At 68.7% G+C, this 11,774-nt stretch carries 14 protein-coding genes and 1 rRNA gene (1 of these 15 cut by a window edge); 6 read left to right on the forward strand and 9 right to left on the reverse strand.

Annotated elements, in window-relative coordinates:
- Positions 1-154, reverse strand: a 16S ribosomal RNA gene (locus BLU81_RS19005); it reaches 1,363 nt to the left of the window's first position.
- A gap of 688 nt (positions 155-842) precedes the next feature.
- On the opposite strand from BLU81_RS19005, the gene BLU81_RS19010 reads away from it, so the two are divergent.
- Entirely contained in the window at positions 843-1,448 is a 606-nt protein-coding gene (locus BLU81_RS19010; RefSeq protein ID WP_092545907.1) for a hypothetical protein, read from the forward strand.
- Between the two features lie 70 nt (positions 1,449-1,518).
- A complete protein-coding gene (locus BLU81_RS19015; RefSeq protein ID WP_092545908.1) occupies positions 1,519-2,298 on the forward strand; it encodes a class I SAM-dependent methyltransferase in 780 nt (259 codons plus the stop codon).
- Positions 2,299-2,328: 30 nt separating this feature from the next.
- Here the strand turns inward: BLU81_RS19015 and BLU81_RS19020 are convergent, their stop codons facing one another.
- The 3 genes from BLU81_RS19020 to BLU81_RS19030 form a co-directional block, all read right to left on the reverse strand.
- Positions 2,329-3,222, reverse strand: coding sequence for a TauD/TfdA dioxygenase family protein (locus BLU81_RS19020; RefSeq protein ID WP_092545909.1), 894 nt, complete (start codon positions 3,220-3,222; stop codon positions 2,329-2,331).
- Between the two features lie 134 nt (positions 3,223-3,356).
- Positions 3,357-4,400 carry a sporulation protein gene (locus BLU81_RS19025; RefSeq protein ID WP_092545910.1) on the reverse strand — a complete coding sequence of 348 codons (1,044 nt, stop codon included), beginning with the start codon at positions 4,398-4,400 and terminating at the stop codon, positions 3,357-3,359.
- A gap of 121 nt (positions 4,401-4,521) precedes the next feature.
- Positions 4,522-5,319, reverse strand: coding sequence for an SAM-dependent methyltransferase (locus BLU81_RS19030; protein ID WP_231954643.1), 798 nt, complete (start codon positions 5,317-5,319; stop codon positions 4,522-4,524).
- 141 nt (positions 5,320-5,460) lie between these two features.
- Here BLU81_RS19030 and BLU81_RS19035 point away from each other — a divergent pair, with 141 nt between their 5' ends.
- Positions 5,461-5,928 (forward strand): hypothetical protein, encoded by a 468-nt coding sequence (locus BLU81_RS19035; RefSeq protein ID WP_092545912.1) that lies wholly within the window; start codon positions 5,461-5,463, stop codon positions 5,926-5,928.
- Between the two features lie 16 nt (positions 5,929-5,944).
- Here the strand turns inward: BLU81_RS19035 and BLU81_RS19040 are convergent, their stop codons facing one another.
- Positions 5,945-6,160 carry a hypothetical protein gene (locus BLU81_RS19040; RefSeq protein ID WP_231954791.1) on the reverse strand — a complete coding sequence of 72 codons (216 nt, stop codon included), beginning with the start codon at positions 6,158-6,160 and terminating at the stop codon, positions 5,945-5,947.
- Positions 6,161-6,272: 112 nt separating this feature from the next.
- Positions 6,273-6,815 (reverse strand): hemerythrin domain-containing protein, encoded by a 543-nt coding sequence (locus tag BLU81_RS19045; protein WP_092545913.1) that lies wholly within the window; start codon positions 6,813-6,815, stop codon positions 6,273-6,275.
- Positions 6,816-6,931: 116 nt separating this feature from the next.
- Here BLU81_RS19045 and BLU81_RS19050 point away from each other — a divergent pair, with 116 nt between their 5' ends.
- Positions 6,932-7,264, forward strand: coding sequence for a DUF3817 domain-containing protein (locus tag BLU81_RS19050; protein WP_231954644.1), 333 nt, complete (start codon positions 6,932-6,934; stop codon positions 7,262-7,264).
- A 42-nt stretch (positions 7,265-7,306) separates the two neighbouring features.
- On the opposite strand, the gene BLU81_RS19055 is transcribed toward BLU81_RS19050, so the two are convergent.
- Both BLU81_RS19055 and BLU81_RS19060 read right to left on the reverse strand, forming a co-directional pair.
- Positions 7,307-8,230: a fumarylacetoacetate hydrolase family protein gene (locus BLU81_RS19055; protein WP_092545914.1), complete on the reverse strand. Its 924-nt coding sequence runs from the start codon at positions 8,228-8,230 to the stop codon at positions 7,307-7,309.
- Between the two features lie 215 nt (positions 8,231-8,445).
- Entirely contained in the window at positions 8,446-9,012 is a 567-nt protein-coding gene (locus BLU81_RS19060; protein WP_092545915.1) for a DUF2087 domain-containing protein, read from the reverse strand.
- Positions 9,013-9,204: 192 nt separating this feature from the next.
- Here BLU81_RS19060 and BLU81_RS19065 point away from each other — a divergent pair, with 192 nt between their 5' ends.
- Both BLU81_RS19065 and BLU81_RS19070 read left to right on the forward strand, forming a co-directional pair.
- Positions 9,205-10,293, forward strand: coding sequence for a lytic polysaccharide monooxygenase (locus tag BLU81_RS19065; RefSeq protein ID WP_092545916.1), 1,089 nt, complete (start codon positions 9,205-9,207; stop codon positions 10,291-10,293).
- Positions 10,294-10,662: 369 nt separating this feature from the next.
- Positions 10,663-11,211 carry a hypothetical protein gene (locus tag BLU81_RS19070; protein WP_092545917.1) on the forward strand — a complete coding sequence of 183 codons (549 nt, stop codon included), beginning with the start codon at positions 10,663-10,665 and terminating at the stop codon, positions 11,209-11,211.
- 38 nt (positions 11,212-11,249) lie between these two features.
- Here BLU81_RS19070 and BLU81_RS19075 read toward each other — a convergent pair whose 3' ends face one another.
- A complete protein-coding gene (locus tag BLU81_RS19075; protein ID WP_092545918.1) occupies positions 11,250-11,720 on the reverse strand; it encodes an SCO6745 family protein in 471 nt (156 codons plus the stop codon).
- Positions 11,721-11,774 lie beyond the last annotated feature (54 nt).

The raw sequence follows: 11,774 nt of genomic DNA on the forward strand, positions 1-11,774 counted from the left end.
GTTTCCGGGGGTTATCCCAAAGTCTGGGGCAGGTTACTCACGTGTTACTCACCCGTTCGCCGCTCGAGTACCCCGAAGGGCCTTTCCGCTCGACTTGCATGTGTTAAGCACGCCGCCAGCGTTCGTCCTGAGCCAGGATCAAACTCTCCAACAAAATCTTTGGAAAAGCGTCTCGGCAACAAAATGTTGCCAAAGGAATCCCAAACCCACTCTAATCAAAGAGATAGGCCGGGGTATTGCCATAATTGGCACTGGCTTATCAAGCACCCTGTTGAGTTCTCAAAGAACAACCGCACACCATCTCCGCACCGCTTTCGCGGCCCGTTGCCCGGGGCACTCGCTCTACTTTACCCGCCGTTTCCGCCGTGTCAAATCCGTGTTTCGCAACCGAATTCCACACCACAAAAACAGCAGACACCCAAAACCAACACGACCCGAAGATCGCCTGACAAAGCTTAATGGGTTTCCCCCAGGACGGCCGCGCCGGGCCCTGGATCAGGTCCCGCTCGCTCGCCCGTCTCCCTGGCGGCTCGGTAAACATTACTCGCCCCGTCCAGCAACGCCAAATCGGGGTCCCGCGACGGCGATCACACGAATAAATCGTCCAATTTCCTCAGATTCCGTAAGTGCGGAGCCGGGGAGGGCAGAGAGGAGCCGGGGAGGGCAGTAGGTAGCGGCGAGAAGAGGGAAAGCAGGATCCAGCGACAGGCAAGGCGAAGGGAGCGGGCGGGGGCGAAAAGGATCAAGCGGCGGAGGCGGCTGGCGGGATTGCCGCGACGACCGGCGGAATCAGGCCTGTCGCAGGGCTGCGCGGGCGTGCGCCCAGGGCATATAACCGACGCATGCGCACTGATGAGCTCGCCGATCTGATCGCCGAGGTTCCCGGCACCGAGGTGACCGCGGTCCCGGGCATCGTCACGGTGCACGTGCCGGCGATCGGTGACACCGCCCGGCTGCTCTTCCGGGATGTGCTGGACGCCTATGAGGTCGCGGTGCCGACGGGTGCGCCGGCCGTCCAGGTGGATATCAAGCGCGGTCGCGAGTCCCTCCCTTTGATCATCACGGTGGATGACGTCGTCTTCTCCCCGGTCTACGCGGATTCGGTGGTGGATCCGGAAGACGAGTTGCTGGTGCCGGCCATGCCGGGAATGCTCGGCTATTCGGAGATGCACCGGGACGTACGCGCGCTGGGCAAGGCGATCGATGATCCCGCGGTGGAGTTGGACCCGGAGATACTGGCTGCCACGCTGCTGGCGCATCGTTGTTTCATCGCCGGGGCGGTGCGGGTCGGGTTGTGGCCGGTGCGGGTGGCGGCCTGGTGGGAGTACACGTCGGCACGGTCGGCCAAGCAGATCCGGATGGCGCGGTTCCGCCCCGACGAGGATTGGGACCGGCTGATGGCCGACGTGACGGAGGCCCGGCGGCAGACGGAACCCGCCGAGATCTGAGTTCAGCCGGGATCTGAGCGCACCGGCCCGGAGGCGCCCGTCGGATGCCGGGACACGACATCCTGAGTGCATGACGACAGAGCTGCGCCGGATCTTCGACACCGAGGCTGATCGGTACGACCGGGTCCGGCCCACGTACCCGCCGGAGATCTTCGAAGATCTCGCGGCCGCCGGTGCCCCGCCTCCGGCGAGTGTCCTGGAGATCGGCCCCGGCACCGGTAAGGCCACGGTGCCGTTGGCGGAGCGCGGTCACCGGGTCACGGCGGTCGAGTTGGGCCCGGCGCTGGCTGAGGTGGCCCGCCGTAATCTGGCGGCGTTTCCGCGCGTGTTGGTGGAGGTCTGCGCGTTCGAGGAGTGGCCGCTGCCGGTGGAGCCCTTCGACGTGGTGCTGGCGGCGACGGCGTTCCACTGGATCGACCCGCGGGTCCGGATCGAGAAGTCCGCGGACGCGCTGCGCCCCGGTGGTCTGCTGGCGACGGTGACGACGCATCACATCGCGGGCGGTACGGCCGGGTTCTTCGCGCGGGTGCAGGAGCACTACGAGCGGTGGGATCCGAAGACCGATCCGGATCAGCGGCTGCGCCCGGCTGCGGAGATCCCGGTCGACGACGCGGAGATCCTGGAGTCGGACCGCTTCCAGGCGCCGATCTTTCATCGGTACGAGTGGGACGCCACCTACTCCACCGGCGAGTACCTGGATCTGCTGCTGACCTACTCCCCCACCCGCTCGCTGTCACCGAGCCGGCGGGCGGCCCTGCTCGCGGCGATCGGACGGCAGATCGACGAGGACCACGGCGGCCGGATAGTCAAGCGTTACCTGTCTGAGCTACGGCTAGCCCGCCGCGGGTAGACCGCCGCGGGCCGGCCGGAGACAGGGGCGTCACTGCACCTGTGGGGTGTAGTGGGTGGCCTCGTCGCCTTCCAGGATCCAGCTCTTGGTGCCGTCGGTGCTGTAGGGGACGTCGCCGGCGACGGTCACCCGGTGCAGTTTGCGGGGCAGGTCGCCGTAGTCGTCGGCGGCGTAGTGCTGGGTGCTGCGGTTGTCCCAGACGACGATGTCGCCGACCTGCCACTTGTGGCGCAGCGTGTTCTCCGGCCGAGTCACGTAGTGCTGGAGCAGGCGCAGGAGGTCGCGGCCTTCGGTCTTGGACAGGCCGATGAGGCCGACGACGAAGTTGCCGATGAACAGGTTCGGCACGCCGGAGTCCGGGTTGACGCGGACCACCGGGTGGGCGGTGCGGTAGCGGGTCGAGGTGAAGACCTTCTGGTACGCCTCGACCTCGGCGGAGAGGAATTGGGGGTGCTCCGCGTAGTCGTACTCGTTGGAGTGCTCGGCGAACAGGCGGCCGGCCAGGATGCGCAGGTGGTCGGGCAGGTCGGAGTAGGCGGCGGTGTTGGAGAAGAGGGTGTCGCCACCGTAGGGCGGGATGACCAGGCTGCGCAGGGTGGTGGCTTTCGGCGGGGCGACCACGAAGGTGACGTCGGTGTGCCAGGCGTTGGCGCGGGCACCGGGGCCGGCGGCGACTTCGAGGACGTTGGCCTGGCCGTCGACGGACGGGACGGTCGGGTGGGCGAGCGTGAGGGTGCCGAAGATCGAGGCGAACCGCTGGTGCTGGTCGTCGTCGAGGTGCTGGCCCCGGAAGACGAGCACTTTGTGGGCGACCAGGGCGTCGTGGATCTCGCGGGCGCTGGTCTCGGTGATCTCCCGGGTCAGGTCGACTCCGGAGATCTCCGCTCCGATCCGGCCACCGATGCGGGTGATGTCGATGCTCATTACGGCTCCCTACGGTTGCTTCGCCTTGCCTGCAACGTAGGTCGCGCGCGTTACACCGTCACCCATTTCCCATAGAGTGAGGGGGAAATAACCACTGATGAGGGGCCCGTGCCCCTCATCAGTGGTTCAGAACGTCACTCGTCGTCGCCCTCGAAGGCGTCACCGATCTCGTCGAAGACCTCGCCGGCCACGTAACCGGCGGCCAGACCACCGGCGACGCCCATAGCCATGCCGCCCATGCCGGAGCCGTGGTGGCCGCCGCGACGGTAGTGGCCGTGGTGCCCGGGCTGGCCGTAACCGGGCTGCTGGTGCCCATAACCCGGCTGACCGTACGGCTGGCCGTAGCCCTGCTGGGGGTGGCTGTAACCCGGCTGCGGGTGACCGAAGCCGGGCGCCGACTTGCGCCGGTCGACCGCCTGGCGCACCCAGCCGTCGACGACCTGACGCCAGTCGGTGGTGTCCGCGTCGGCGTGCGACACCGTGTACCGCCCGTAGGTGTCGTGGCCCTGGGTGAACAGGCCGCCCCGCTTGTCGAATTCGAGCACGACCTCGACCTGGTGCGGGCTGGTCACGAAGGTCAGCTCGACCTCGTTGATGCCGGCGGACGAGAACTGCTGGGGCGGGAAATACTCGATCTCCTGGTAGAACGGGAGGGTCTGGTGGACGCCGTAGATCTGCCCGTACTCCAGGTCGGCGGACTTGAAGTGGAAACCGAGCTGCGCGAACGCGTCGAGGATGCGCTGCTGGATGGGCAGCGGGTGCACGTGGACCGGGTCCAGGTCGCCCTTGTCGATGGCCCGGGCGATCGCGACCTCGGTGCGGACGCCCATCACCATGCCACGGAGGTTCTGCCCGTACACCGCGGTGATCGGGGTCTCCCAGGGCATGTCGATGCGGAACGGCAGGGCGAGACGCTGGCCCTGGGCCAGGCGCATCGGGCCGGTGACCGGGATCCGGAGGAAGTCGCTGACGGCCGAGTAGTCACCGCCGCCGCCCTCCACCTCCATCCGGGTGACGAGGCCGAGGGTGATGTGCTCGATGTCGGCGTCCTGGGTGCCGCCGATCAGGTTGACGTTGCCGGTCAGTTGAGCGCCCGGGTAGGTGCTGGGGTTGGACAGCACAGTGTCCACACTCAGCCCGCCGACTCCGAGGGCGCCGAGCAACTTCTTGAAGACCACGTTGTTCTCCCGCTACAAACTCAATGTGCCTTGGAAAACTAGCAACGACCGCTGAGGGAACGCTGAGAAATCGCAGGTACCACACGATCTCGCCCCATGAGATTACGACGATCGTGCAAGGTCACGGCTTGCGGCCGACCGCCCCGTACATCGAGACCTCGGCGGGGGCCGGGCGGGTCTGCTGCTCGGGGCGCCACTCGCTCATCGCCACCACGCCGGGATCAATCAGGTCCAGGCCGTCGAAGAAGCCGCTGAAGACCGCGTGGTCGCGGGGCCAGGCGTCGACGGCGCCGGAGGCGAGCATCGCGTCGTAGCGGGCGCCGACCTCGGGTGGGACGAAGTCCTTGGTCGAGTTGGTGGCGACCAGGTAGCTGCCGGGGGCGGCCGCGTCGAGCAGCTCGCGGACCACCTCACGGGCCTTGCCGTCGTCCGGGATGAAGTGCAGGACCGAGATCAGCAGGATGCCGACCGGGCGGGACAGGTCGACGGTCTCCTTGAGGTCGGCCGAGCCGAGGATGTCGCCGGGATCGTTGAGGTCGCCGTCGACGTAGGTGGTGACGCCGCCGATCATCAGGGCCCGGGCGTGGGCGAGGACCATCGGGTCGTTGTCGACGTAGGCGACCTTGCACTCGGCGGCGATCCGCTGGGCCACCTCGTGGGTGTTGTCCGGGGCGGGCAGGCCGGTGCCGATGTCGATGAACTGCCGGATGCCGGCCTCGGCCAGGTGCCGAACCGCCCGGTTGTGGAAGGCCCGGCCCTGACGGGCGGTGGTGCGGACCGCCGGATAGGCGGCGGCGATCATCTCACCGGAGTCACGGTCGACCTGGAAATGGTCTTTGCCGCCGAGCCAGTAGTTCCACCGGCGGGCCGGTGACACGGTCTTGGTGTCCACCTTGGGCGGGGTGTCCTCGCTGGTCACGGCGGTTGTCCTCCGGTTCCGGGAGCGCTGTCGGGCCGGACCCATGGTAACCGTACGGGCACTGTCCGGCTGCCCTGCCTGTTCCACTTAGGACCACTGCTCTTCCGCCGGGCTCCCGGTCCGGCATATTCTGCGCGGGCCATGGCCACCATCGCGCCGCCTTACCGGCCCTTCTCCCCCAGTCTTCCGCCGATCGACACGCCGCACCGTCACGGCGGTTCAGCCGTGGCGGTGACGCTGCGGTACGCGCCGCTGGCGTTCCTGTTGCGCCGCCGTACGCCGGTGCTGGAGATCGACGGGCAGGGGGTTCCGGCGCACTGGGGGCGGGTGGTGCAGTCGGTGACGATCGGTGAGCATCACGTGCATGTCCACGTACCCCGCCCGGCGAAGGTGTCGGCTCGTGGCGGTGCTGCCGAGACCACGGTGATCGCGCTGTCCGGCCGGACCGTGGAGCTGGAGTACCGGGCTCCGCTGCTGTCGTTGCTGGGCGGGGCGATCGGTGTTCCCCCGCAGCGGCATCCGGGTGTGATCGGGGCGTGGATCCTGCTGGCCACGGTGGCGGTGCTGGTGGCGTGCGGCTGTGTGGGCCTGATTATGAACGCCGGTTGACGCCGGGTTCGGGTGGTCAGCGGAACCCGGGGCGAGGCACGATGGCCGCCCCGGGCCGACGCCGGCGGGCGATGGCGATTCCGGCGTCGGCGGGACGGTCGAAACCGTCACAGCTGTCCTCCGGTTCCATCTCGATCAGGTCGAGCAGGTCGGGCCCGGAATGCCCGGTGTCGACGGTGCCACCGATCAGCCCGAGAGCGGCGGCACAGTTGCGCCCGTAACCCTGGACCATGCGATCCACCCGTGTCGGGTGCCCGCATCGCCGGCACGGGCGCATCCTGTCCGGCAGCGCTGCTTGAACCATCCCCCGATTGTCCGGCATTCCCGGGCCCGCGGCACCCCGGTCAGCTCTCGCCGACCGCCTCGGCCAGTTCCTGCTTGTTCATCCGGGAACGACCGGGGACGTCCTGTTCCCGGGCCAGATCGTAGAGTTCGCGGCGGGTCGAGGCGTGTTCCGGCAGCCCGCCGGTGGTGGCCTCGGCGAAACGACGGCCCATCTCCTCGCGCTCGGCCGTGTCCAGCCGGCCGGCGAGGACCGGGAGAAGATCTTCTTCCTCTTCCTGCACGTGGTGGCGCAGCTCGCCGGCGATCGCCGCGATCGTCCCGTCGTAACCGGGGTCGTCGCTGTCGCCGCGCAGCAGTGCGGTGAGCATCTCCTCGACCTGGTGGTGTTCGGCGGTGCCGTCCCGGACCTCCTCGCCCGCTTCGGCGGCCAGGTCGCGGATCCGTGGATAGACGAACGCCTCCTCGGCCTCGGAGTGCGGTAACAGCAGCCGGGCCACCTCCTGCATGATGGCCGCCCGGTCGGCACCGTCCTGTTCGGCGCGGGTCAGCAGGTCGTCGACCTGGCGGTGCTGTTCCTTGATGATTTCCACGATGTCCGGCACGGTTCCCCCTCGATTGATCTGTTCAGGAGTGGGATACCCAATAAATCCGGATATAACGGGTCAACCGGCTGCCAGGAAACTTTCATCTTCCCGGCCGTAACCTTCTTGCTGACCAGGTGGAGAAGGAGTCAGAGTTGGAACCGTTCCGGATCTTCAGGATCACCGCGATCGCCGAGGCCTTCTCGTGGACCGGGCTGCTCGTCGGGATGTTCCTGAAATACGTCACGGAGACCACCGAGGCCGGGGTGTGGCTGTTCGGGAGGCTGCACGGGGGCCTGTTCATCGCCTACCTGATCGCGACTCTGTGGGTGGCGCGGGCCGAGCGATGGTCCCTGTGGCGGACCCTCTTCGGCCTGGCCGCGTCGATCCCACCGCTCACCACACTGATCTTCGAGCGCTGGGTGGCCAAGCGCCGCCCAGCTGCGGAACCGGCGGCCGCCACTGCCTGAGTTCCGCCGGTGGGGGCGTGTCTACCGACGCGCCCCCACCCCCTACCTCGCCGCGCGGGCCCGTGCCTGATCTCGGCGGCGGACCGGTGGGAGATCGCCGGTGGGCGGTGCGGTGACGACGCGGTTGGTGAGGCTGCCGATGCCTTCGACGGTCAGGGTCACCACGTCGCCGTCGCGCAGGGGCAGTGGGTCCGGGCGGCCGTTGCGGCCCCAGAGTTCGGCCAGGCAGCCGCCGTTGCCCACGGTGCCGGAGCCGAGTACGTCGCCGGGCACCACCACACTGTCCCGCGCCGCGTAATCGATCATGGTCTCGAAGGTCCAGCCCATGTTGCCGAGCAGGTCACGGCCGATCTCGGTGCCGTTGACCGTGGCGGTGCACCACAGGTCGAGGAAACCGTCGGTGTCCTTGCGGTCGTCCAGTTCGTCGGCGGTCACGATCCACGGGCCGAGGCTGCTGGCGAAATCCTTGCCCTTGGCTGGGCCCAGGTTCACCTGCATCTCGCGTTTCTGCAGGTCACGGGCAGACCAGTCGTTGAGGACCGTGTAGCCGAAGACCGAACCGCCGGGACCGGCGATCACCGCTACCTCGAGTTCGAAGTCGCGGGCCACCGAGCGGGCCGGGAACGCCACGTCGTCGTCCGGGCCGAGGATGCGGTGCGGGTTGGTGAAGTAGAAGGTCGGTGCGTCGTACCAGGCTTCGGGCACCCCGCCGGAGCCGTCGATGCTGCGCCGGACGCCGTCGACGTGCTCCTCGAACGCGACGAAGTCCCGCAGTGAGGCCGGCCGCAGCGGCGCGACGAGGCGCACATCGCTCAGCGACACCGGATCGGTGGTGTCCGGCAGTTCGCCGCTCTCGATGATCGCCCGCATGCCGGGGCCGCCCGCGAACGGCAGCACCCGGCGGTCCTCCAGGAGAACGATCCCGGTCCGCTCACGGCCGCCGTGCCGAAAGGTCGCCAACTTCATACCGGCAGCGCCGTACGGTGGGCGGGGACGGTGGTCGTACTGTGCCTCCGGCCTGGTGTTGATGTCGAGCCTCGTGCTGGCATCGCGGTCCCCTTCCGCAGCGGGTGTGGCTGGGGATCACTGTTCCGGCCGGACCGGCGTCAGGGAACGTCGCATCGGTGATCGCTGCCATCGGTGCGGCTAATGGTGGGCGCCGTCGTCACACCGGGCCGTCATCACACCGGGACTCCCGGCAGGGCGCGGCCGGAGCCGTACGACGAGCCGGCCCGGTCTCGTTCCAGCCAGCCGGACTCGACCAGCATGCGGCGCACCGCGGCCACGTCGTCGGCGGCCGCCGCGATCCGGGTGTTGACCTCGGTCTCGGTGAGGACGCCGTCGACGGCCACGAACCGGGCGAACAGCTCGGCCATCTGCCGGGCCTTCTCGCTCAGCGTCGGGGGCAGACTGCTCAGCCGGCCGTGCGAGAAGTAGGCGCGGAGCTTCGGGTACTCCGCCAGCAGCGGTGCGATCGGCTGTCCCCGGTCCAGGGCCTCGGCCGCCTCGCGCAGCACGCCGTCACGTGCCCGGTAGTAGCCGTTGCCGGTGCCGGTGGCCACGCCCGCGCCGACCAGGCGGCCGAGCAGCTCGGCGACCTCCGGTTTCGGCAGGTCCAGGTGGATCGACATCTCGAAGATGGTGCAGCCGTCCTTCGCGTGCCGGGCCAACTCGGCGAAGGCCCGCAGCCGGACCGGGTGGGACAGCAGCATCAGGAGGCCGGCGGCGTGCGCGGTGTCAACGGACATCCCCTCACCGTAGGCATCCGCCCGCCGCGGGGCACGCCAATTTCGCATTGACTTAGTTCGATCGATGGGTGAAGCTGTGGCCACAGCACTGCCTTCGGGGTCACGCGGTGCGCGCGAGCACGGGCAGCTTGCGCGCAGTCCACCGCAGCCGGCCGTCCATGTCGACGGCCTTCGCTCAGGAGTGCTGAGTTCATGCGCATCAAGTTTCTGATCTCCGCGGTGGTCGCCGCGCTCGCCGCGACCTTCGCACTCGTCTTCGTGCCGTCCGGCCCGGCCGCCGCGCACGGCAACGTCGTCAGTCCCGCCTCCCGCAACTACGGCTGTTTCGAGCGCTGGGGCTCCGACTTCCAGAACCCGGCCATGGCCACCCAGGACCCGATGTGCTGGCAGGCGTGGCAGGCCAACCCGAACGCCATGTGGAACTGGAACGGCCTCTACCGGGAAGGTGTCGCCGGCCAGCACGAGACAGTCATCCCCGACGGGCAGCTGTGCAGCGCGGGCCACACCGAGAGCGGCCGGTACAACGCCATGGACGCCATCGGCGACTGGAAGGCCACGTCGATCGGCAACTCGTTCACGGTGTCGCTGTTCGACGGGGCCCGGCACGGGGCCGACTACATCCGGGTGTACGTCAGCAAGGCCGGATACAACCCGGTGACCACGGCTCTGAAGTGGTCGGACCTGCAACTTCTCACCACGGTGCCGAACACCCCGGCGGCACAGTGGACCCAGCAGCTGGCCAACGGCGTGCAGCAGGACATCCCGGTGAGCACGAGCGGGCGGTCCGGGCGGGCCGTCGTCTACACGATCTGGCAGGCCAGCCACTCGGACCAGTCGTACTACTTCTGCAGCGACGTGAACTTCGGCGGCACCACCTCACCGTCGCCGAGCACGTCGACTTCCCCGTCGTCGTCGCCGTCCACGTCGCCCTCGGCGTCTGCGTCTGCGTCTGCGTCGCCGTCCACCTCCACTCCGCCGGTCAACGGCTCCTGCGCGGGCACCCACGCGGTGACGTCACAGTGGTCGGGCGGCTATCAGGGCGAAATCAAGATCACTGCGGGGAGTACGGCGATCAAGAGCTGGATCGTCACCCTCACCTACCCCGGCACGCCTTCGATCGCGCAGGCGTGGAACGCGACCATCACCACCAACGGGAACTCGGTCCAGGCGACGAATGTGTCGTACAACGGCAGTGTGGCGGCCGGGGCCAGTACCAGTTTCGGGTTCCTCGGCTCGGGAAGCCCGGTCGCGCCGACGGTGGCCTGCGCGGCCACCACGTAACTCTTCCCCCTCCCGGTTCATCTTTGTTACAGTGCGGTTAATGGGAGCGCTCCCAGGTCTAGCCGTCCCCCGAGTCCAGAACGGAGGCCAGCCACCACCCGCGTGACCACCCCCGAAGGCCACGCAGTGCTGAACCTCAACCGGGACCGAGGCAGCCCCACCTCGCCCCGTCTCTCCGGCGGCCCGCCAACGCCCGCCGGAGACCCCGGCCATGGTCCCCGCCGTGACCGAGCGCATGCAGCGGCACCGGCAGCCCGGTGCCGCTGCACCGCGTTCCCCGCACCGGACCCACCGCGGTCACCGGATTCGCGTCACTGACACTCCGGGGACAGGGTCCCGCCGCGGCCGGGGATTCATGACAATGCATCTGTGCACATTCACGGGGAACTCCGGAACACCCTTGATGTCATCGCCGAACCCCGGGAGCGGCTGCCTGCCCGGCGAGCCGTCACGGCCGGGTGGGTGGCGGCGCTGGCGGCCGGCGGGTTCCTGCCGTTGCATCTGGTGTGGGCCGCCGGGATTCCGTTGTTCGCTGACCCGGAACGATTCGCGCGGTGGTACGCGAACGGCGGCGCGGCCTACCTGTGGGTGCTGAACGGGCTCGCCGTGCTGCCGGTGATTCTGGCGTTCGCACTGATTCAGCCGCGGGGGCTGGTGTTTCCGGGATGGGTTCCGGGGGTGGCAGGGCGGCGGGTGCCACGGTTGTTGCTCATCGTTGCGGGATACGCGCTGGTGGCTGCACTGAGCGGATACACGCTGTTCGCGTTCGTGCTCACCTTCGTTCAGCTGGGCGCGCCGGAGGAGATCTTCAACCCGTGGACCGGGGTCTACGAGTTCGTCCAGTTCACGGTGTGGATCGTCGCTCTGACGGTGGCCGTCCACTCCTACGACATCCGGACACGCTGCGACAGCCGGTGACGGGCGGCCCGGCAGCGGGCGTGGGAGACGGGGCGGGGCTATCTCAGTGCCAGGGTGCTGGTTCGGGGTAGCAGGCCGGAGTTGGCGACCCGGGCCGCCAAGGGGCCGGCCAACTGGGCGAACCGGGCGGCGGCCGGACCCAGGGACAGCCATGGGGCGACGGCCAGTTCGTCGGTTCGGGTTTCCAAGGCGGCTCGGGCCTCCGCGCCGGCGGGCGTCGCGGTGCCGCCAGAGGTCGTCCAGCCCCGGGCGGTCAGGCGGTCCAGGGCGGCCTGCCATTCGTCGGCGGTCCAGCCCCGGCTCGCGAGGACCTCGGGGGCGACGGCGCCTATCGAGGCGAACGACACCAGCAACTCGCAGGGGTCGAAACCCGCGGTCAGGGCGGCGGCCATGTGGCCGTCGCCGCGGTGCTCGCGCAGGATGGTCGCCGCCTGCCAGAGGATCAGGTGCGGTTCGTCGGGCCAACCCAGGTCCAGGTTCGCGGCGGCTAACTGCAGTGGCTCGATCACACGCCACATCGAACGAGATGGATTCATGGTCGCGATCCGACCATGTGCCGGGTC

It is taken from the genome of Actinoplanes derwentensis (assembly GCF_900104725.1).
Taxonomy (GTDB): Bacteria; Actinomycetota; Actinomycetes; order Mycobacteriales; family Micromonosporaceae; genus Actinoplanes; species Actinoplanes derwentensis.

Coding starts and splice junctions, on each gene's coding strand:
- BLU81_RS19035 (WP_092545912.1), top strand. CDS start 5,461: ATGGCCACCATCGCGCCGCCTTACCGGCCCTTCTCCCCCAGTCTTCCG.
- BLU81_RS19010 (WP_092545907.1), top strand. CDS start 843: ATGCGCACTGATGAGCTCGCCGATCTGATCGCCGAGGTTCCCGGCACC.
- BLU81_RS19065 (WP_092545916.1), top strand. CDS start 9,205: ATGCGCATCAAGTTTCTGATCTCCGCGGTGGTCGCCGCGCTCGCCGCG.
- BLU81_RS19020 (WP_092545909.1), bottom strand. CDS start 3,222: ATGAGCATCGACATCACCCGCATCGGTGGCCGGATCGGAGCGGAGATC.
- BLU81_RS19060 (WP_092545915.1), bottom strand. CDS start 9,012: ATGTCCGTTGACACCGCGCACGCCGCCGGCCTCCTGATGCTGCTGTCC.
- BLU81_RS19040 (WP_231954791.1), bottom strand. CDS start 6,160: ATGGTCCAGGGTTACGGGCGCAACTGTGCCGCCGCTCTCGGGCTGATC.
- BLU81_RS19015 (WP_092545908.1), top strand. CDS start 1,519: ATGACGACAGAGCTGCGCCGGATCTTCGACACCGAGGCTGATCGGTAC.
- BLU81_RS19055 (WP_092545914.1), bottom strand. CDS start 8,230: ATGAAGTTGGCGACCTTTCGGCACGGCGGCCGTGAGCGGACCGGGATC.